The 19,713-nt window shown below is 65.6% G+C and carries 18 protein-coding genes; 9 read left to right on the forward strand and 9 right to left on the reverse strand.

The annotated features are described in order from the left end of the window. Positions 1–102 precede the first annotated feature (102 nt). The 4 genes from HWX22_RS01810 to HWX22_RS01825 all read right to left on the reverse strand — a co-directional run bounded on the left by HWX22_RS01810 (position 103) and on the right by HWX22_RS01825 (position 3,902). The gene (locus tag HWX22_RS01810) at positions 103–696 is read right to left on the reverse strand and encodes a hypothetical protein (protein ID WP_175914956.1); all 594 of its coding nucleotides are present in this window, start codon (positions 694–696) and stop codon (positions 103–105) included. Continuing rightward, positions 689–1,789, reverse strand: coding sequence for a tyrosine-type recombinase/integrase (locus HWX22_RS01815; RefSeq protein WP_175914957.1), 1,101 nt, complete (start codon positions 1,787–1,789; stop codon positions 689–691). The genes HWX22_RS01810 and HWX22_RS01815 overlap by 8 nt, the downstream gene beginning before the upstream one ends. Before the next feature lie 261 nt (positions 1,790–2,050). Continuing rightward, complete coding sequence (locus HWX22_RS01820) at positions 2,051–2,611, reverse strand: single-stranded DNA-binding protein (protein WP_059819793.1); 561 nt, start codon at positions 2,609–2,611, stop codon at positions 2,051–2,053. 103 nt (positions 2,612–2,714) lie between these two features. After that, a complete protein-coding gene (locus tag HWX22_RS01825) occupies positions 2,715–3,902 on the reverse strand; it encodes an MFS transporter (RefSeq protein WP_059451442.1) in 1,188 nt (395 codons plus the stop codon). Positions 3,903–4,178: 276 nt separating this feature from the next. Here HWX22_RS01825 and uvrA point away from each other — a divergent pair, with 276 nt between their 5' ends. Continuing rightward, positions 4,179–7,064 carry an excinuclease ABC subunit UvrA gene (gene uvrA, locus HWX22_RS01830; protein ID WP_059526073.1) on the forward strand — a complete coding sequence of 962 codons (2,886 nt, stop codon included), beginning with the start codon at positions 4,179–4,181 and terminating at the stop codon, positions 7,062–7,064. A gap of 255 nt (positions 7,065–7,319) precedes the next feature. After that, positions 7,320–8,402, forward strand: a complete 1,083-nt coding sequence (locus HWX22_RS01835; RefSeq protein WP_175914958.1) for an AI-2E family transporter — start codon at positions 7,320–7,322, stop codon at positions 8,400–8,402. A gap of 123 nt (positions 8,403–8,525) precedes the next feature. Here HWX22_RS01835 and purU read toward each other — a convergent pair whose 3' ends face one another. The 5 genes from purU to HWX22_RS01860 form a co-directional block, all read right to left on the reverse strand. After that, positions 8,526–9,410 (reverse strand): formyltetrahydrofolate deformylase, encoded by an 885-nt coding sequence (gene purU, locus HWX22_RS01840; RefSeq protein WP_059526077.1) that lies wholly within the window; start codon positions 9,408–9,410, stop codon positions 8,526–8,528. A gap of 88 nt (positions 9,411–9,498) precedes the next feature. After that, on the reverse strand, positions 9,499–10,356 hold the full coding sequence (locus tag HWX22_RS01845) for a DUF4743 domain-containing protein (RefSeq protein WP_175909354.1): 858 nt from the start codon (positions 10,354–10,356) through the stop codon (positions 9,499–9,501). Between the two features lie 4 nt (positions 10,357–10,360). Continuing rightward, on the reverse strand, positions 10,361–10,975 hold the full coding sequence (locus tag HWX22_RS01850) for a LysE family translocator (protein WP_059819797.1): 615 nt from the start codon (positions 10,973–10,975) through the stop codon (positions 10,361–10,363). A 34-nt stretch (positions 10,976–11,009) separates the two neighbouring features. Beyond that, on the reverse strand, positions 11,010–11,576 hold the full coding sequence (locus HWX22_RS01855) for an adenine phosphoribosyltransferase (RefSeq protein ID WP_014896022.1): 567 nt from the start codon (positions 11,574–11,576) through the stop codon (positions 11,010–11,012). Between the two features lie 78 nt (positions 11,577–11,654). Then, positions 11,655–13,661: a monovalent cation:proton antiporter family protein gene (locus tag HWX22_RS01860; protein ID WP_059819992.1), complete on the reverse strand. Its 2,007-nt coding sequence runs from the start codon at positions 13,659–13,661 to the stop codon at positions 11,655–11,657. A 125-nt stretch (positions 13,662–13,786) separates the two neighbouring features. Here HWX22_RS01860 and kdsD point away from each other — a divergent pair, with 125 nt between their 5' ends. The 7 genes from kdsD to raiA all read left to right on the forward strand — a co-directional run bounded on the left by kdsD (position 13,787) and on the right by raiA (position 19,575). Continuing rightward, positions 13,787–14,770 carry an arabinose 5-phosphate isomerase KdsD gene (gene kdsD, locus HWX22_RS01865; RefSeq protein WP_059526084.1) on the forward strand — a complete coding sequence of 328 codons (984 nt, stop codon included), beginning with the start codon at positions 13,787–13,789 and terminating at the stop codon, positions 14,768–14,770. After that, positions 14,770–15,306 carry an HAD family hydrolase gene (locus tag HWX22_RS01870; protein WP_059526086.1) on the forward strand — a complete coding sequence of 179 codons (537 nt, stop codon included), beginning with the start codon at positions 14,770–14,772 and terminating at the stop codon, positions 15,304–15,306. The genes kdsD and HWX22_RS01870 overlap by 1 nt, the downstream gene beginning before the upstream one ends. Before the next feature lie 3 nt (positions 15,307–15,309). Then, entirely contained in the window at positions 15,310–15,924 is a 615-nt protein-coding gene (gene lptC / locus HWX22_RS01875) for an LPS export ABC transporter periplasmic protein LptC (protein WP_059451451.1), read from the forward strand. A 20-nt stretch (positions 15,925–15,944) separates the two neighbouring features. Then, entirely contained in the window at positions 15,945–16,610 is a 666-nt protein-coding gene (gene lptA / locus HWX22_RS01880; protein ID WP_059464489.1) for a lipopolysaccharide transport periplasmic protein LptA, read from the forward strand. Further along, on the forward strand, positions 16,607–17,383 hold the full coding sequence (lptB, locus tag HWX22_RS01885) for an LPS export ABC transporter ATP-binding protein (protein ID WP_021162599.1): 777 nt from the start codon (positions 16,607–16,609) through the stop codon (positions 17,381–17,383). Before lptA ends, lptB begins: the two co-directional genes overlap by 4 nt. Positions 17,384–17,550: 167 nt before the next feature. After that, positions 17,551–19,056: an RNA polymerase factor sigma-54 gene (locus HWX22_RS01890; protein WP_059819799.1), complete on the forward strand. Its 1,506-nt coding sequence runs from the start codon at positions 17,551–17,553 to the stop codon at positions 19,054–19,056. 159 nt (positions 19,057–19,215) lie between these two features. Continuing rightward, a complete protein-coding gene (gene raiA / locus HWX22_RS01895; RefSeq protein ID WP_006477786.1) occupies positions 19,216–19,575 on the forward strand; it encodes a ribosome-associated translation inhibitor RaiA in 360 nt (119 codons plus the stop codon). Positions 19,576–19,713: the final 138 nt, after the last annotated feature.

The following is a 19,713-nucleotide window of genomic DNA, read 5'->3' on the forward strand; positions in this document are numbered from 1 at the left end:
ACGCAGGAGGACAACGACCCCGGAAACCCATACACTTATCCACAACCGGTCCTGCTATAGACCGGTCTCCACCCCGGCTCAAAATCCAATCGGCCCGGTGGCTCAAAATTCCGTCGGCGCGGACAAAAGACGATCGAATTCGGTGGCGTGCAGTGGCCCAAGCTTTGGGTCATGAGACAGCACCGCATCCCCCTTCCGATTACCGCCCACAACTATTTCATCGAGTGCATCCGCAATCCGTGCATCGAATCCCTCAAGTCCCGCATCTGAGCACCATTGATACCATTTTCGATATGCATGAAGAGCCCAACTGACGCTAGCCTCGCCCACGTGATCATTGATATAACCACGCATTTTCCCGACAAGAGCAATATCGAAGCCGGTCATATCCGACACGTCAGCACCCAGAGACATTGCCGCTTTCAGACAGTTTTGCATACCTCGGAAGTAACCCGTCACCGTATCCGGCGCGAGAGTTTTTATGAGTTGGATGATGAACATCCGTAGCGATACGCTTACGCTCGGCCCAACATCGGGGTACAAGCTCCAGTTCAGAGCATGATCCGGGCTCAGTCGCCAAATGCTTCCACTGACATCGACTCGAACGTTCCCGTATGCAACGATCACTGTAGCAGCGGTCTCTTGCATAGACTCGCGTCCATTGCTTCCTTCGGAAATCACAGCTCGCTTATTCATCGCTGCCTCCGACTCTGCGCTGAAGATCTAGTATCCGTTTGTTTGCGGCAGAAGCAATCGCCTGGCGTCCATATCTCTGCGGCATATTCGACTGATGCGACCATCCCATCGCATATTTTTGCTCGTGTTGAGCTTTCTCGAAGTCGACTTCGTCTTGCTCCATCATTGCTACCCAACGGTCGTTCCAGTCGTGCCTTAGGACGTGATGGCAGAGGACCTCTAATTCGGGGTAACGGTCTCTCAATGTTTCAACAATTTTTCGATAGCCGCGCCCTTCTATTGCATCGCCATATCGGTTTACGAAGACGTAGGGATTACGGTGGGCTCGCGGCCAGCGGACTCTATTGCTCCTGTCGCCCAACCAGCGCTCTAACGCAATCGCAAGCTCCTCGTCGATATATAGCAACCGTCCCAAGGTCTTGGCTGCAGCCGGATCTTTCCTTTTATCGTCAGCATCGTGGTAACGCGGCATGACAATTAACTCGGCGGGCACACTATCGAGATTGAGATCTGTCTTTTTTAAGCCACGCACCTCCCCTGAACGAGCACCTAGCTTGAACGCGAGTAACAGCAGAGCGTGATTTCTCGCTCTAGCCTTCGCACTGAACGGATTTCCAGGGTCGTCTGGATGAATAACTTTGAGGAATAACTTTCGCTGGTCTTCTCGAAGACCATGGCGCTCTCCGTCAATAGGAGAACGGCTACCGTGCGCACGCGGAGCGACTGAACGAGAACGAGTAAGAAATCTCCGCAGTGCAACGCTCGCTGCATGCCGGGCGGTTGCCTCAGAGATACGAGCGAGGACTGGCTCAAAAACCCAGAGCATATAGTCGATCGCAGTGGCATACCGTACGGCGGCGTACTCGGGTCCAACCACCAATTTGGCTTCTCGTGCCCCCTTGGGCGTTCGACACCAGTCCGCCAGCGCAACTAACTCGTTTAGAGACAAAAAGATCTGGCCGTTCGCCCTCGATATGAGATCGATGCTGCGATCACCGAGAAACTGGAGCGTTAGCCCGAGCGCTTCGGCTCGATGGTGAATGCTCCTTCGTCGAAGCCCACGCGCACGTAGCTTCGCGATGGAATATTCCACGATCTCCGGAACTGGCAAACCCAGTGGGTCTCCATACACCAAGAGAGGTAAGCGTTCGCCGTTCTCAAGACGAACTTCCCGAATCGCGTATCGCGTCACGCCAGGCTCCATTCGACGAATGGAGCCCATTTTTTACCGATTAGGCACGTTCCGCCTAGATCGAAAAATGTGTAAACGAAAAAAGACCCGAAGATCTAGGCTAAATCATTGATTTAGCTCAGAAATCCGGGTCTATCCTTACACTAGGAGCTAACGTTCCTCCTAGAACGGAATATCGTCGTCCATCTCGTCGAAACCGCCGCCTGCCGGCGCGCTCGGACGGCTCTGACCACCACCGGCACCGCCTGCACCGCCGCGCGGCGCACCACCGGCACGGCCGCCGCCACCGCCGCGTTCCATCTGTTCGCCGCCGCGACCGCCGCCACCACCACCGTAGCCGCCGCCGTAACCGCCTTCGTCACCGCCACCACCGCCGCCGCCCGAACCGCCGCGGCCGCCGAGCATCTGCATCTGGTCGGCGACGATTTCGGTCGAATAGCGATCCTGGCCGTCCTGGCCCTGCCACTTGCGCGTGCGGATACGGCCCTCGATATAGACCGACGAACCCTTCTTCAGGTATTCGCTGACGATTTCGGCGAGACGGCCGAAAAACGCGACGCGGTGCCACTCGGTCATTTCCTTGAAATCGCCGCTTGCCTTGTCCTTGTAGCGATCGGTCGTCGCGAGACGGATGTTCGCAACCGCGTCGCCGCTCGGCAGGTAACGGACTTCAGGATCGGCGCCGAGATTGCCGACGAGGATGACCTTGTTGACGGATGCCATGTGTTTCTCCAGTAAATTCGATGCCGGGCCGCCCGCGAATGTCGTCGGAGCGGCCCGCCGGGCAAGCCGGCGAGCGCCGCCGGTGCCTGCCCGAAAAGAGGGTTCAGGCCTTGCGCGGCGGCGCTTTCATGCTGGCCGCGATTATAAGCCACGCCGCCACGAGCCCCGAGCATGCATAGAAGACGGTGTTCGCGCCGCCGTGCTTCAGCAGCCAGCCGCCCACGATGCCGCCGAGCGCGAGCCCGATCGATTGCGTGGTGTTGTAGACGCCCGTGGCCGCGCCCTTGCGCGAACCGGGCGCGAGCTTCGACACGAGCGACGGCTGCGACGCTTCCAGGATGTTGAAGCCGAGGAAGTACACGAACAGGATCGCCGCCACAATCAGGATGGTATGCGGTGCGCTGCCGAGCAACAATTGGCCGATCAGGATAGCCAGAATGCCGCCGAGCAGCACCGGCTTCATCTTGCCCCGTTTTTCCGCGACGATGATCGCCGGGACCATCATCACGAACGCGAGCCCCATCACCGGCAGGTAGACCTTCCAGTGCGCGGCGACCGGCAGCCCGCCGTCGACCAGCAGGCGCGGCACGACGAGGAACAGCGCCGTCTGCGTCGCGTGCAGCACGAGCACGCCGAAGTTCAGGCGCAGCAGCTCGCCGTTGTGGAGTACCTCGCCGAACGGCGCCGGCACGTGCACGGGCTTCGCCGCATCGGGCACGATCCACATCACGACGCCGATCGCGAGAATCGACAACACGCCGACGATCGCGAACAGCCCGCTCATCCCGACCCAGTGGAACACGATCGGCGCGCCGACGATCGCGACCGCGAACGACACGCCGATCGAGCCGCCGACCATCGCCATCGCCTTCGTGCGGTTCTGTTCGGAGGTCAGGTCGGCGATGAACGCGAGCACCGCGGACGACACGGCGCCCATGCCCTGGATCACGCGGCCGACGATGATCCACGTGATGTCGTGCGCGAACGCGGCGACGAAGCTGCCGAGCGCGAAGATCAGCAGGCCGGTGGCGATCACGGGCTTGCGGCCGAACTTGTCCGACGCCCACCCGTAGAAGATGTACAGCAGCGACTGCGTGACGCCGTAGGCCCCGAGCGCGATGCCGACGAGCAGCACGTTGTCGCCGCCCGGGATGGTTTTCGCGTAGACCGAGAAAACCGGCATGATCATGAACAGGCCGAGCATGCGCAGCGCGAAGATCGCCGCGAGCGACGTGGTCGCGCGCAGTTCGGGCGCACTCATGCGGGAAGACGTGGCGGACGGATTGGACATCGGGAATGAATTTCGAATGATCGGAATGTCCGCCCGGCGGCGGGCGGCGGAAGATCAGGGCCACCGGCCCGGCGGGCCTGGCAGGCGCTTTCCGGGACTGCTTTCCGGGACGTCACGCAGGCTGCCCGCGGGCCGCCTCGAGCCGTGCGGCGCGACCGCTTCCCCGGCGTGGACACCGCCTTGCTGCCAGCTGCTGCAAAGGCTGGGGGCCCCCAACGACGGCCTCGAAAAGCCGTTATAGTAGCAGGTTTGGTTCCCTCCATTTTCGCCAGGTTCATGGAACAGATCCGTATCCGTGGGGCACGCACCCACAACCTGAAAAACGTCAATCTCGACCTGCCGCGCCACAAGCTGATCGTGATTACCGGGTTGTCCGGGTCGGGCAAGTCGTCGCTCGCGTTCGACACCCTTTATGCCGAAGGCCAGCGCCGCTACGTCGAAAGCCTGTCCGCGTACGCCCGCCAGTTCCTGCAACTGATGGAGAAACCCGACGTCGACCTGATCGAGGGCCTGTCGCCCGCGATCTCGATCGAGCAGAAGGCGACGTCCCACAACCCGCGTTCGACCGTCGGCACGGTCACCGAAATCCACGACTACCTGCGACTTTTGTTCGCACGTGTCGGCACGCCGTATTGCCCCGACCACGACATCCCGCTCGAGGCGCAGAGCGTGTCGCAGATGGTCGACGCGGCGCTCGCGCTGCCCGAGGAAACCAAGCTGATGATCCTCGCGCCCGTCGTCGCGAACCGCAAGGGCGAGCACGCCGAGCTGTTCGAGGACATGCAGGCGCAGGGCTTCGTCCGCTTTCGCGTGCGCTCGGGCGGCGGCACCGCGAACGAGGGCGTCGCGAAGATCTTCGAGGTCGAGTCGCTGCCGAAGCTCAAGAAGAACGACAAGCACACGATCGACGTCGTGGTCGACCGGCTGAAGGTGCGCCCGGATATGAAGCAGCGCCTCGCCGAATCGTTCGAGACCGCGCTGCGCCTCGCCGACGGCCGCGCGATCGCGCTGGAAATGGACACCGACCGCGAACACCTGTTCAGCTCGAAGTTCGCGTGCCCGATCTGCTCGTACTCGCTGCAGGAGCTCGAGCCGCGCCTGTTCTCGTTCAACAACCCGATGGGCGCGTGCCCGGAATGCGACGGCCTCGGCCAGATCACGTTCTTCGATCCGAAGCGGGTCGTCGCGCACCCGTCGCTGTCGCTCGCGGCGGGCGCCGTGAAGGGCTGGGACCGCCGCAACCAGTTCTATTTCCAGATGCTGCAGAGCCTGGCGGCGTTCTACGAATTCGACATCGACGCCGCGTTCGAGGACCTGCCGGAGAAGATCCGCAAGGTGCTGCTGTTCGGCTCGGGCAAGCAGACGATCCCGTTCTCGTACATCAACGAGCGTGGCCGCACGACGATCCGCGAGCACGTGTTCGAAGGGATCATCCCGAACCTCGAGCGCCGCTACCGCGAAACCGATTCGGTCGCGGTGCGCGAAGAGCTCGCGAAATACCAGAACAATCAGCCGTGCCCGTCGTGCGACGGCACGCGGCTGCGCCGCGAGGCGCGCCACGTGCGGGTCGGCACCGGCGACTACGCGCGCGGCATCTATGAAATCAGCGGCTGGCCGCTGCGCGACGCGCTCGGCTATTTCGACGGCCTGTCGCTCGACGGCGCGAAGCGCGAGATCGCCGACAAGGTGATCAAGGAAATCGTCGCGCGCCTGACCTTCCTGAACAACGTCGGCCTCGATTACCTGTCGCTCGAGCGCAGCGCCGAAACGCTGTCCGGCGGCGAGGCGCAGCGGATCCGGCTCGCGTCGCAGATCGGCTCGGGCCTGACCGGCGTGATGTACGTGCTCGACGAGCCGTCGATCGGCCTGCACCAGCGCGACAACGACCGCCTGATCGCGACGCTCAAGCACCTGCGCGACCTCGGCAACTCGGTGATCGTCGTCGAGCACGACGAGGACATGATCCGCACGGCCGACTACGTCGTCGACATGGGCCCCGGCGCGGGCGAGCACGGCGGTGTGGTGGTCGCCGAAGGCACGCCGAAGCAGGTGCAGTCGAACCCGCAGTCGCTGACGGGCCAGTATCTGGTCGGCAAGCGCACGATCGAGTATCCGGACGAGCGGATCGCGCCCGATCCGGAGCGGATGCTGCGCATCGTCGACGCGCACGGCAACAACCTGAAGCACGTCGATCTCGAGCTGCCGGTCGGCCTGTTGACCTGCATCACCGGCGTGTCGGGTTCCGGCAAGTCGACGCTGATCAACGACACGCTGTACCACGCGGTCGCGCGTCACCTGTACGGCTCGTCGGCCGAGCCGGCGCCGCACGAGGCGATCGAGGGCCTCGAGCACTTCGACAAGGTGATCAACGTCGACCAGTCGCCGATCGGCCGCACGCCGCGTTCGAACCCGGCCACCTACACGGGCCTGTTCACGCCGATCCGCGAGCTGTTCTCGGGTGTGCCGACCGCGAAGGAGCGCGGCTACGATCCGGGCCGCTTCTCGTTCAACGTGAAGGGCGGCCGCTGCGAGTCGTGCCAGGGCGACGGCGTGCTGAAGGTCGAGATGCACTTCCTGCCGGACGTCTACGTCCCGTGCGACGTGTGCCACGGCAAGCGCTACAACCGCGAAACGCTCGAAGTGCAGTACAAGGGCAAGAACATCAGCGAAGTGCTCGACATGACGGTCGAGCACGCGTACGAATTCTTCAGCGCGGTGCCGGTCATCGCCCGCAAGCTGAAGACGCTGCTCGACGTCGGCCTCGGCTACATCCGCCTCGGCCAGTCGGCCACGACGCTGTCGGGCGGCGAGGCGCAGCGCGTGAAGCTGTCGCTGGAACTGTCGAAGCGCGACACGGGCCGCACGCTGTACATCCTCGACGAGCCGACCACCGGCCTGCACTTCCACGACATCGCGCTGCTGCTCGAAGTGATCCACCGGCTGCGCGACCAGGGCAACACGGTCGTGATCATCGAGCACAACCTCGATGTGATCAAGACCGCCGACTGGGTGATCGACCTCGGCCCCGAGGGCGGCGCCGGCGGCGGCCAGATCATCGCGCAGGGCACGCCCGAGCAGGTCGCGAAGACGAAGGCGAGCTTCACCGGCAAGTACCTCGCGCCGCTGCTCAAGCGTCCGACCCGCAAGGCGGCGGCCGGCTGACACTTTCCGTTCCCGCGCGCGGCTGCCGGCCGCGCGCGTCCGGCGCCCGCGGCGGCGCCGGCCTCATCGTTTTCCCTTCTGCGGTTTTCCCTTCTGCGTTTACACCACGAGCCAAACTGCCCCGTGGCGGACCATAATGGCAGCTATACTTTACGGTCGTAAGGTTCGCCATCCGCACCAATCCGGTGCGGCACCGGGCGACCGCCGTCCTGCCGCCCACCGCGCGGCGCGACACACGAACGACAGGAATCCACGATGGAGAAGCAACAAGAGTCGCGCGACGCGCAGAACCGCGAGCCGCACCTGCGCAGCGTGCGGCTGACGAGCGACTTCAGCCTGCCGAAGCTGTCGGCAATCGAGATCGGCAGCTACCTGTTCGCCCTCGTCGCGATGGTGCTCGTCATCGAACTGAAGCTGCTGGGCGGGCTGCTGGCCGGCATGCTGGTCTATCAGCTGATCCACACGATCGCCCCGGTGGTCGAACGCCACACCACGAGCATGCGGGCGCGCTGGGTCGCCGTCGTGCTGCTGTCGATCGCCATCGTCGGCGGGCTCACGGGCCTGACGATCGGCATCATCGAGCACTTCGAGCACACGGTGCCGAACCTGCAGAGCCTGCTCGACCAGCTGATGCAGATCGTCGAGCAGACCCGCGCCCGCACGCCGTCCTGGATCGCGAGCCTGCTGCCGGTCGACGTCGAACAGATGAAGACCAAGGCGGCGCTGCTGATGCACTCGCACATGGATCAACTCCAGCAAGGCGGCAAGAGCGTCGCGCGCGGCTTCGGCCACGTGCTGTTCGGGATGATCATCGGCGCGATGATCGCGATCGGCGTCGAGCACGGCAAGGCGCGCCGGCCGCTGTCGACCGCACTCGTCACGCGCGTGTCGCGCTTCGCCGAATCGTTCCGCCGGATCGTGTTCGCGCAGATCAAGATCTCGGCGATCAACGCGGCCTTCACCGGCATCTACCTGCTCGTCGCGCTGCCGATCTTCCACCAGCGGTTGCCGCTGTCGAAGACGCTCGTGCTCGTCACGTTCATCGTCGGCCTGCTGCCGGTGATCGGCAACCTGATCTCGAACACGCTGATCGTCGCGGTGTCGCTGTCGGTCAGCATGGGCACCGCGATCGCGTCGCTCGCGTTCCTCGTCGTGATCCACAAGTTCGAATACTTCCTGAACGCGAAGATCATCGGCGGCCAGATCGAGTCGCGCGCGTGGGAGCTGCTGCTCGCGATGCTGATCATGGAAGCCGCATTCGGGCTGCCGGGCGTGATCGCCGCGCCGATCTTCTATGCGTACCTGAAGCGCGAGCTGTACATGCTGCGGCTGATCTGACGCCCCCCGCCCCGGCGCGTCGCGCGCCTCACACGAAAAAAAACGCCGCGCCCCGTCAAGGGCGCGGCGTTTTTGCATGCGAGCCAGCGGGCCGGACGGCCGATGGCCGCCCCGAGCCGCCGATCAGCGGAACACGACCGTCTTCGTCCCGTTCAGCACGATCCGGTGCTCGACGTGCCACTTCACGGCGCGCGCGAGCGTCACGCACTCGACGTCGCGGCCGATCGCGGTGAGCTGGTCGGGCGTCATGCTGTGATCGACGCGCTCGACTTCCTGCTCGATGATCGGGCCTTCGTCGAGATCGGTCGTCACGTAGTGCGCGGTCGCGCCGATCAGCTTCACGCCGCGGTCGAACGCCTGGTAGTACGGCTTCGCGCCCTTGAAGCTCGGCAGGAACGAATGGTGGATGTTGATCGCGCGGCCGGCGAGCTGCTGGCACATGTTCGGCGACAGGATCTGCATGTAGCGCGCGAGCACGACGAGATCGGCCTGGTGTTCGTCGATCACTTCGAGCACGCGCGCTTCCTGCGCGGCCTTCGCCGCATCGGACGAACCGCCGACGAGCGGGAAGTGATGGAACGGGATGTTGTAGCTCGCGGCGAGCTGGTAGAACTCCTTGTGGTTCGACACGATCGCCGGGATCTCGATCGGCAGCTGGCCGGTGCGATAGCGGAACAGCAGGTCGTTCAGGCAGTGGCCGATCTTCGACACCATGATCACGACGCGCGGCTTCACGGCCGCGTCGTGCATCTCCCAGCGCATCGCGAACTGCTCGGCGAGCGGCGCGAATTCGTTGCGAAGCGTGTCGAGCGCCGACGCGGCATCCGCGCCGCCACCGTCCTGCACGAAGTGCACGCGCATGAAGAACTCGCCGGTGCGGCTGTCGCCGAACTGCGCCGAATCGAGGATGTTGTTGGCGCGCTCGAACAGGAAGCCCGAGACCGCGTGGACGATGCCGTGCCGGTCGGGGCACGACAGTTTCAAGATAAAGCTGTGATCGGTCGACATGACCGCTACTCCCTTCGTTTCGGTATTCGTCAAATAGGCCGTTCGTTCGGCCGCGCTCGTGCCCGCGCTCGGGCCGGCGTGCTGCGCGTTACGCGGCCGGCGCGAACAGCGCGTCGATGCCCGCCGCGTCGGCCGCCGGGAGCCAGCGATGGCGCAGCAGCGTGTCGAGCATCGCGAGGCTCGCATCCATCGTCGCGCGGCCTTCGCGCAGCCAGCCGATCACCTCGGACACACCGGCCAGCAGGTGCTCGGCCACTTCGCCATCCTGGTTGTGCGGCGCGAAGTCGCGCGGCAGCGGCAGGTCGTACACGAAGATCAGTTCGGACTGCGTGCCTTCCGGCAGCGAGCACAGCACCTGCACCGCCCGGCCCGCGATCGCGCGCGCCGCCAGTTCGGCCGGCATGCCGGCCTCTTCCCAGCATTCCTTCGTGAGCGTCTCGTGAACGCCCAGGCCCCAGCCAATGCCGCCCGCGACGACATTGTCGAGCATGCCGGGATCGGTGGCCTTGGTCGCGCTGCGGCGGCCGAGCCACATCCGCGGCACGGCCGGCTCGCCCGGCGCAACCGCATATTCTACGATGCCGTTCAGGTGCACCGCATAGGTCTGCGTGCCGAAGAAGCGCGACGCGGCGCGTTCGATATACGCGAGCGGCGGATCGTCGAAGCGGTTGCGGATCGCGTAGATCTCGTCGCGCCAGCCCGGAATCGCGCCCTCGGCCGCGAGCGCGCCGATCGCGCTCGCGAGCGCCATGCTGCGCGCGTCGACCGTGTCGTAACGCGCCGACAGCATGACGCGCGCGTCGGTCAGCTCGAACACGTCGGGCCAGCGGGCGAGCTTCGCGACGTCCTGGCGACGCACCCAGCCGACCTGCTCGCCGGCGATCTCGAAACGCAGGTGCGCGGCCGGATCGAAGCGGCGCGCGGCCGCGATGCACGGAAACGTCATCGGCTCAGTCCTTCAGCGCGACGCGGATACCGATCGCGATGAAAGTCGCGCCCGCGATCCGGTCGAGCCACACGCCGGCCTTCGGGCGGCGCTTCAGCCATGTGCCGATCGCGCCCGCGCCGACACCGAACAGCGAGAACACCACGGCCGTCTGCAGCATGAACAGCGCGCCGAGCTCGAACATCTGCAGCGTCACGGCCTGCGCGCCGTGCGGATCGACGAACTGCGGCAGGAACACGACGAAGAACAGCGTGACCTTCGGATTCATCAGGTTGCCGATCACGCTCTGCCGGAAGATCGCACCAAGCGGCTGCGGCGGACGCTCGTGCGCGTTCGCGAGCCCTTGGCTGCGCAGCGCCTTGATGCCGATCCACACGAGGTATGCGGCGCCCGCGAGCTTCAGTATCTGGAACGCGACCGGCGACGAGCGCAGCACGGCCGCGACGCCGAGCGCCGCGAGCGTCGTATGGAACAGGATCCCGGCCGTGAAGCCGAGCGCGGCGACGAAGCCGGCGGCGCGGCCCTGCGAGATGCCGCGCGCGAGCACCTGCAGGTTGTCGGGACCCGGCGCGAACGTGATCGCGATCGACGTGGCGAGAAACAGCATGAAGTTGGGCATCGTGACCTCGCGGCGTGGGCCGGCGTCCAGTGGTTCAGTGGCCGGCGAATTCGGTGACGGTATAGACGGGCAGTCCCGCGTTGCGCAGCAGCGTCGAGCCGCCGAGATCGGGCAGATCGATGATCGCAGCGCCTTCGACGACGACCGCGCCGAGCCGCTGCAGCAGGTTGCGCCCCGCCATCATCGTGCCGCCAGTGGCGATCAGGTCGTCCATGATGATCACGCGGTCGCCGGGGCGGCACGCGTCTTCGTGGATCTCGACGGTCGCGCTGCCGTATTCGAGGTCGTACGACTCCGAGCACGTCTTGTACGGCAGTTTGCCGACCTTGCGGATCGGCACGAAGCCGACGCTCAATTCGTACGCGACGATCGGCGCGATGATGAAGCCGCGCGCGTCGAGCCCCGCGACGTAGTCGAGCTTCGCATCGACATAGCGTTCGACGAACAGATCGACGAGGATGCGCAGCGCCTTCGGGCTCTGCAGCAGCGTCGTGATGTCGCGGAACATCACGCCCGGCTGCGGCCAGTCGGGCACGGTGCGGATCTGGCTGTGGATGAAGGCGACCGGATCGAGCGGTGCGCCCGACGACGAATGCGGCATGAAACTCTCCGAAAAAAACGGTGCGCGAAGATCGGGCACCGTTTCGAACAAATACGGGTCAGGTTATCGAATCGCGACTCAGGCGACCGCGGCCGGCGGCTCGCGCCGATGGCGCGACAGCCGCTCCTCCGCAAGCGCGAGCGCTTCGGGCAGCCCGCGCAGCACGACGATGTCGCTCGCGCGCAGCTTGGTCTGCGGGTCGGGCTCGACGCCGCGGATGCCGTGCCGGCGGATCGCAGTAACTTCCAGCCCGAGCGCATACAGCCCGAGCTCCTCCAGCGAGCGCCCGACCGCGTCCGCGCGCGCATCGACCGGCACCGATTGTAGCCGCACCTGCTCGTGATCGTCGTCGTCCGCATCGTCCGCGCCGCGGAAATAGCCGCGCAACAGGCTGTAGCGCTCGTCGCGCATCTCCTCGACGCGCCGCACGACCTTGCGCATCGGCACACCGACCAGCACCAGCGTGTGCGACGCGAGCATCAGGCTGCCCTCGACGATCTCCGGAATCACCTCGGTCGCGCCGGCCGCGAGCAGCTTCTCGAGATCGGCGTCGTCGACCGTGCGCACGATCGCCGGCAGCGTCGGCTCCAGTTCGTGCACGTGATGCAGCACGCGCAGCGCGGACGGCGTGTTCGCATACGTGATCGCGACGGCCGCCGCGCGATGGATACCGGCCGCGAGCAGCGACTCCCGGCGCGCCGCGTCGCCGAACACGACCGATTCGCCGGCCGTCGCGGCCGCGCTCACGCGATCGGGGTCGAGGTCCAGCGCGACGTACGAAATGCCTTCCTGCTCGAGCATGCGCGCGAGGTTCTGCCCCGCGCGGCCGTAGCCGCAGATGATCACGTGGCCGCGCTGCTTGAGGCTTTGCGTCGCGATCCGCGTCATCTGCAGCGACTGCTGCATCCATTCCGTCGACGACAGCCGCATCACGATCCGGTCGGCGTTCTGGATCAGGAACGGCGCGGCGAGCATCGACAGCAGCATCGACGCGAGGATCGCCTGCAGCAGCGTCGAATCGACGAGATGCCGGTCGAGGATCAGGTTCAGCAGCACGAAGCCGAATTCGCCAGCCTGCGCGAGGCCGATGCCGGTGCGCATCGCGACGCCCGGCGTCGCGCCGAACAGCCGCGCGAGGCCCGCGATCATCGTCCCCTTGAACAATATCTGCCCGACGAAGAAGCCGAACACGAGCAACGGATGCTCCCAGATCACGCGCGGATCGAGCAGCATCCCGGTCGTCACGAAGAACAGGCCGAGCAGCACGTCGCGAAACGGCTTGATGTCTTCCTCCACCTGATGGCGGAACGGCGTCTCGGAGATCAGCATGCCCGCGATGAACGCGCCGAGCGCGAGCGACAGGCCGAAGCGGTCGGTGATGAACGCGGCACCGAGCGTGACGAGCAGCAGGTTCAGCACGAACAGCTCCTGCGAGCGGCGCCGCGCGACGACGTTGAGCCAGCGCGTCATGAAACGCTGCCCGACGATCAGCAGCAGCGCCAGCGCGATCACGATCTTGACCGCCGCGAAACCGAGCGTGAGCGCGAGATCCTTCGACGACTCGGCGCCGAACGCGGCGATCACGATCAGCAGCGGCACCACGGCCAGATCCTGGAACAGCAGCACGCCGAAGATGTTGCGGCCGTGCGCGGTCTCGATCTCGAGCCGCTCGGCGAGCATCTTCGACACAATCGCCGTCGACGACATCGCGAGCGCGCCGCCGAGCGCGATGCAGCCCTGCCACGTGATGTGCACCCAGCGCTCGAACAGCATGCCGAGCGCCAGCGCGAGCACGAGCGTCGCGACCACCTGCAGGAGGCCCAGCCCGAACACGAGCCGCTGCATCGCCCGCAGCTTCGCGAGCGAGAATTCGAGGCCGATCGAGAACATCAGGAACACCACGCCGAATTCCGCGAGATGCTCGGCCCGCTCCAGATCCGCGGCGACGCCGAACGCGTGCGGCCCGACCAGGATGCCGACGGTCAGATAGCCGAGCATCGGCGGCAGGTTCAACGAGCGAAATACGACGACGCCCACCACCGAGGCCAGCAGCAGCAGCAGGGTCATTTCGAGCGGGGAAATCACGGGCGAAGCGTCCTCGTTCGTCGGGGCCACGGCAATGCGGGCGCGGGTGGTGGCGGTGGGCAAGCGGCATCGGACGAGTCCGAAGGCGCGGCGCGGCGAACAAACGCCTTTGCTATACTCCGCGCATGATAGCGAAAATCAATGATGATCGGGCGCTCGCGCTCGCCCGCGACGTGCTCGACATCGAGGCGGACGCCGTGCGCGCGCTGCGCGACCAGCTCGACGGCGACTTCGTCCAGGCCGTCGCGCTGCTGCTCGGCTGCCGCGGCCGCGTCGTCGTATCCGGCATCGGCAAATCGGGGCATATCGCCCGCAAGATCGCGGCCACGCTGGCGAGCACCGGCACGCCGGCCTTCTTCGTCCACCCGGCCGAGGCCAGCCACGGCGACCTCGGCATGGTCACGTCGGACGACGTCTTCATCGGCATCTCCTATTCCGGCGAGTCGGAAGAACTCGTCGCGATCCTGCCGCTCGTGAAGCGGATCGGCGCGAAGCTGATCGCGATCACGGGCCGTGCGGAATCGAGCCTCGGCACGCTCGCCGACGTGAACCTGAACGCCGCGGTCTCGAAGGAAGCCTGCCCGCTGAACCTCGCCCCCACCGCGAGCACGACCGCCGCGCTCGCGCTCGGCGATGCGCTCGCCGTCGCGGTGCTCGATGCGCGCGGCTTCGGCTCCGAGGATTTCGCGCGCTCGCATCCGGGCGGCGCGCTCGGCCGGCGCCTGCTCACTCACGTGCGCGACGTGATGCGCTCGGGCGACGACATTCCGCGCGTCGGGCTCGACGCGACGTTGTCGGACGCACTGTTCCAGATCACCGCGAAGCGGCTCGGCATGACCGCCGTGGTCGACGCCGACGGCCGCGTGGCCGGCATCTTCACCGACGGCGACCTGCGCCGCGTGCTGGCGCGCGACGGCGATTTCCGCACGCTGCCGATCGTCGACGTGATGACGCGCAAACCGCGGACGATCGGCCCCGACCATCTCGCGGTCGAAGCCGTGGAACTGATGGAGCGCCACCGGATCAACCAGATGCTGGTGGTCGATGCCGACGGCGCGCTGATCGGCGCGCTGAACATGCACGACCTGTTTTCGAAGAAGGTGATCTGATGAGCGCAGCGCTGACTGCGGCCGAACGCGCGAGCCGCGTGAAGCTGATGATTTTCGACGTCGACGGTGTGCTGACCGACGGCGGCCTGCTGTTTACCGCGGCAGGCGACGCGATGAAGTCGTTCAATTCGCTCGACGGCCACGGCGTGAAGCTGCTCGGCGAGGCCGGTATCGCGACCGCGATCATCACCGGCCGCCGCTCGGAAATCGTCGCGGCCCGCGCGAAGGAAATGAAGATCGCTCATCTGTTCCAGGGCGTCGAGAACAAGCTCGCCGTGTTCGACGACCTGATCGCGTCGCTCGGCATCACCGCCGACGCCGCCGGCTACATGGGCGACGACTGGCCCGACCTGCCGGTGATGCTGCGCTGCGGCTTCGCGACGGCACCGGCCAACGCGCACCCCGAGGTGATCGCCCGCGCGCACTGGGTGGCCGAGGCCCGCGGCGGCAACGGCGCGGTGCGCGAAGTCTGCGACGCGATCCTGCGCGCGCAGCGCCGCTACGACGCGCTGCTCGCGGCTGCCTGCGGAGCCTGACGGATGAACACGCATTTCCGCTGGACCCAGCTGCTGCCGCTCGTCGCGGTCGCCGCACTCGCGGGCATCACGTGGTGGCTGCTGCAGGCGACGCTGCCGCCGCCCGGCGAAGGCACCGTGCAGCCGAAGCGCCACACGCCCGACTATTTCGCGGACAACTTCTCGGTCACCGAGCTCGACCAGACCGGCACGACGCAATACCGCCTGACGGCCGCGAAGCTGATCCATTACGAAGACACTGAAAACAGCGACCTGACCGATCCGGCCATGCGCGCATTCCAGCCCGGCAAGCCGGTCGTGACGACCACCGCGAAGCGCGGCACCGTCAACGGCGACGTGTCGATCGTCGACTTGTACGACGACGCGCGCATCCTGCGCGTGGCCGGCGGCGGCGATCCGCAGATGCAGGCCGATTCCCAGCATTTCCGGATCTTCGTCAATGACGATGTGATCCAGACCGAAAAGCCGGTTAAACTTCAGCGCGGCCTGTCGCTCGTCAACGCGACCGACGGCATGAAGTACAACAACGTCACCCGGGTCATCGAGCTTTACGGCAACGTGCGCGGCACGATCGCCGCTGCGGACACGTCCGGCGGCTCGAAAGGGCAATCCAGGTGACGCATCCCTCACGTGACTGCATGAACGAACCGTTCCCTCGACAGAATTCCGGCGGCGCTGCGCGCGCCGTCCGCGCCGCGCTCGCCGCGACGCTCGTGGCGCTCCCGCTCGTCGGGCTGGCGCCGCTCGCCCATGCCGAGAAGGCCGACCAGAACAAGCCGATCAACGTCGAGGCCGACAACCTGACCTATGACGACCTGAAGCAGGTGACGGTCGCGACCGGCAACGTCGTGATCACGAAAGGCACGATCATCATCAAGGGCGACCGCGTCGAAGTGCGCCAGGATCCCGAAGGCTATCAGTACGCGACGTCGTTCGGCAGCGGCAAGAAGCACGCGACGTTCCGCCAGAAGCGCGAAGGTCTCGACGAATACATCGACGGCGACGCCGAGCGCATCGACTACGACGGCAAGCAGGACCTGACGACGCTGACGACCGCCGCGACCGTTCGCCGCCTGCAAGGCACGTCGACGATCGCCGATACCGTGCACGGCAGCGTGATCACGTACGACGGCCAGCGCGACTTCTACACCGCGAAGGGCGGCAAGGACGTCGCCGCGCCGGGCAACCCGAACGGCCGCGTGCGCGCGATGCTGTCGCCGAAGAACGGCGGCCCCGGGCAGCTGAACGGCGCGCCGGCGAAGCTGTCGCCGTCGACCACGATCCAGGGAGCGCCGGGCCAATGAACGCGCTTCCGAACCGCCAGCCGGCCGGCACGACGAGCTCGCTCGTCGTCCGCAACCTGAAGAAACGCTACGGCTCGCGCACGGTCGTCAAGGACGTGTCGCTCGACGTGAAGAGCGGCGAAGTCGTCGGCCTGCTCGGCCCGAACGGCGCCGGCAAGACGACGTCGTTCTACATGATCGTCGGCCTCGTGCCGCTCGACGCGGGCGAGATCTCGCTGAACGGCAGCTCGATCAGCCTGCTGCCGATCCACAAGCGTGCGTCGCTCGGCCTGTCGTACCTGCCGCAGGAAGCGTCGGTGTTCCGCAAGCTGACCGTCGAGGAAAACATCCGCGCGGTGCTCGAACTGCAGCACGGCGAAGACGGCAAGCGGCTGTCGAAGGACGCGATCGCGTCGCGCACCGAGGCGCTGCTCGACGAGCTGCAGATCGGCCATCTGCGCGAGAACCCGGCGCTGTCGCTGTCGGGCGGCGAACGCCGTCGCGTCGAGATCGCGCGCGCGCTGGCGACCAACCCGAACTTCATCCTGCTCGACGAACCGTTCGCAGGCGTCGACCCGATCGCGGTGCTCGAGATCCAGAAGATCGTCAAGTTCCTGAAGCAGCGTAATATCGGCGTGTTGATTACCGATCACAACGTCCGCGAAACGCTCGGCATCTGCGACCACGCATACATCATCAGCGACGGTTCGGTGCTCGCCGCCGGCGCGCCGAGCGAAATCATCGAAAACGAAAGCGTGCGCCGCGTGTACCTCGGCGAACACTTCCGCATGTAACTTCCCCCGTGGCTGGCCGCCGCTCCGGCGCCCGGCATCGCCGCGTGGGGCCGCGCCCGCGCGCCCCGCACGGCGGCCCCTGCGGCCGTACGCCGCGCCGCGCGTAATCGCGGATGGCTCAAGGCGCCTGGGTCGTGGCAAACTGCCGGTATGACTCCCTCTCTGCCATGAAAGCCAGCCTTCAACTCCGCCTGTCGCAACACCTGGCACTGACGCCGCAACTGCAGCAGTCGATCCGGCTCCTGCAGCTGTCGACGCTCGAACTGCAGCAGGAAGTCGCGATGGCCGTCGCGCAGAATCCGCTGCTCGAGAACGATGACGAATGGATCGCGAGCCCGCTGCGCGTCGCGGCGGACGGATCGTTGATCGCGCAGACGCCTCCCGGCCAGAACACCGAGCCGGGCGCCGCGAACGGCAGCAGCCAGTCGAGCGATCGCGCCGAGCGCGACGAGCCGGCCGCTGCCGACGAATACGACAGCTACGCATCGGGTGACACCGGTGACGGCCCGCAGTGGAATCTCGACGAGTTCGGCCGCTCCAGCGGCGCATCGGACGACGACGACCTCCCGCCGCTGCAGGTGCAGGAAGCGGCGACGTCGCTGCGCGACCACCTGTCCGCGCAATTGCGCGTCACGCAGGCCAGCCCGCGCGATCGCGCGCTCGTGATGTTCCTGATCGAATCGCTCGACGACGACGGCTACCTGACCGCCTCGCTCGACGAAGTGCTCGCCGACCTGCCGCCGGAACTGGAAATCGACTGCGACGAGCTGAATGCGGCGCTCGCGCTGCTGCACAGTTTCGACCCGGCCGGGGTCGGGGCCCGCTCGGCGTCGGAATGCCTGAAGCTGCAGTTGTTGCGCCTCGATCCGTCCCCCACGCGCACGCTCGCACTGGAGATCGTGTCGCAGCATCTCGAACTGCTCGCCGCGCGCGACTTCACACGGCTGCGCAAGCACCTGAAGGCGAGCGACGATGCGCTGCGCGACGCGCACGCGCTGATCCGTTCGCTGGAGCCGTTCCCCGGCGCCGCGTACGGCAAGGCCGAGGCGGACTACGTCGTGCCCGACATCATCGTGAAGAAGGCCGGCCAGGGCTGGCTCGCGGAACTCAATCCGGAAGTGATGCCGCGCCTGCGGATCAACAACCTGTACGCGAACATCCTGCGCAACAGCCGCGGCGATCCGTCGGCCGGATCGTTGAAACAGCAGCTCCAGGAAGCACGCTGGCTGATCAAGAACATTCAGCAGCGATTCGACACGATCCTGCGTGTCGCGCAGGCTATTGTCGAACGTCAGAAGAATTTCTTTGCGCACGGTGAAATTGCCATGCGCCCCTTGGTTTTGCGGGAAATAGCTGATACGCTGGGCCTACACGAGTCGACTGTCAGCCGTGTGACAACAGGCAAGTACATGCTGACCCCGTTCGGGACGCTTGAATTTAAGTACTTCTTCGGATCACACGTTTCGACCGACACCGGAGGCGCCGCATCGTCGACCGCCATCCGAGCCCTGATCAAGCAACTGATAGGAGCTGAAGACCCAAAATCGCCACTTTCGGACAGCCGCATTGCCGAGCTGCTGGCAGAACAGGGATTCGTGGTCGCGCGCCGCACGGTTGCCAAGTATCGCGAAGCCCTCAAAATCCCGGCAGTGAATCTGCGCAAGTCTCTTTAAGCCTGCTGCCTGCCCGGCGGCAGGCGTGTTCCGGCCACCGCGCACACGGGGAACAGGCCGGGCGACTCGTCCGCGAATTTGCCGCTACCTGCGGCAGGGGCAAGTCGACCGGAGCGCCGCCTCGATGCGGCCGGGTGGTCACTCGCTTGGAGAAGCACTATGAACCTGAAGATCAGTGGACATCATCTCGAAGTCACGCCTGCAATTCGCGAATACGTGATCACCAAGCTGGACCGGGTGCTACGGCATAGCGATCAGGTGATCGATGGCACTGTGATCCTCTCGGTCGACAATCACAAGGAAAAGGACAAGCAGCAGCGCGCGGAAATCAACCTGCACCTGAAGGGCAAGGACATCTTCGTCGAAAGCGCGAACGGCAACCTGTATGCTGCGATCGATCTGCTGATCGACAAGCTGGATCGCCAGGTCGTCAAGCACATGGAGCGTCTGCAGACCCATGCGCACGACCCGATCAAGCTGCAGCCGTCGATCGATCAGATCGAACTGCCGCCGCAATAACGTTCACCGCAATACACACGCCGCCCGGTTCGCCGGGCGTTTTTTTTGTGTCCGAGCGGCAGTGGTGCGACCGGTCCGTCCATGCCGCGCCACGCGCGCGGCTGTGCTCTATAATGTTCCGGTTATCGCCGGGGGGCG

Origin of the sequence: Burkholderia sp. BCC1638 (assembly GCF_902833195.1) — a bacterium.
Taxonomy (GTDB): domain Bacteria; phylum Pseudomonadota; class Gammaproteobacteria; order Burkholderiales; family Burkholderiaceae; genus Burkholderia; species Burkholderia diffusa.

Excerpts from the sequence above, each read along its gene's own strand:
- HWX22_RS01810 (WP_175914956.1), bottom strand. The coding sequence starts at position 696 with ATGAATAAGCGAGCTGTGATTTCCGAAGGAAGCAATGGACGCGAGTCT.
- HWX22_RS01820 (WP_059819793.1), bottom strand. The coding sequence starts at position 2,611 with ATGGCATCCGTCAACAAGGTCATCCTCGTCGGCAATCTCGGCGCCGAT.
- HWX22_RS01825 (WP_059451442.1), bottom strand. The coding sequence starts at position 3,902 with ATGTCCAATCCGTCCGCCACGTCTTCCCGCATGAGTGCGCCCGAACTG.
- uvrA (WP_059526073.1), top strand. The coding sequence starts at position 4,179 with ATGGAACAGATCCGTATCCGTGGGGCACGCACCCACAACCTGAAAAAC.
- HWX22_RS01835 (WP_175914958.1), top strand. The coding sequence starts at position 7,320 with ATGGAGAAGCAACAAGAGTCGCGCGACGCGCAGAACCGCGAGCCGCAC.
- purU (WP_059526077.1), bottom strand. The coding sequence starts at position 9,410 with ATGTCGACCGATCACAGCTTTATCTTGAAACTGTCGTGCCCCGACCGG.
- HWX22_RS01845 (WP_175909354.1), bottom strand. The coding sequence starts at position 10,356 with ATGACGTTTCCGTGCATCGCGGCCGCGCGCCGCTTCGATCCGGCCGCG.
- HWX22_RS01850 (WP_059819797.1), bottom strand. The coding sequence starts at position 10,975 with ATGCCCAACTTCATGCTGTTTCTCGCCACGTCGATCGCGATCACGTTC.
- HWX22_RS01855 (WP_014896022.1), bottom strand. The coding sequence starts at position 11,576 with ATGCCGCATTCGTCGTCGGGCGCACCGCTCGATCCGGTCGCCTTCATC.
- kdsD (WP_059526084.1), top strand. The coding sequence starts at position 13,787 with ATGATAGCGAAAATCAATGATGATCGGGCGCTCGCGCTCGCCCGCGAC.
- HWX22_RS01870 (WP_059526086.1), top strand. The coding sequence starts at position 14,770 with ATGAGCGCAGCGCTGACTGCGGCCGAACGCGCGAGCCGCGTGAAGCTG.
- lptC (WP_059451451.1), top strand. The coding sequence starts at position 15,310 with ATGAACACGCATTTCCGCTGGACCCAGCTGCTGCCGCTCGTCGCGGTC.
- lptA (WP_059464489.1), top strand. The coding sequence starts at position 15,945 with ATGAACGAACCGTTCCCTCGACAGAATTCCGGCGGCGCTGCGCGCGCC.
- lptB (WP_021162599.1), top strand. The coding sequence starts at position 16,607 with ATGAACGCGCTTCCGAACCGCCAGCCGGCCGGCACGACGAGCTCGCTC.
- HWX22_RS01890 (WP_059819799.1), top strand. The coding sequence starts at position 17,551 with ATGAAAGCCAGCCTTCAACTCCGCCTGTCGCAACACCTGGCACTGACG.
- raiA (WP_006477786.1), top strand. The coding sequence starts at position 19,216 with ATGAACCTGAAGATCAGTGGACATCATCTCGAAGTCACGCCTGCAATT.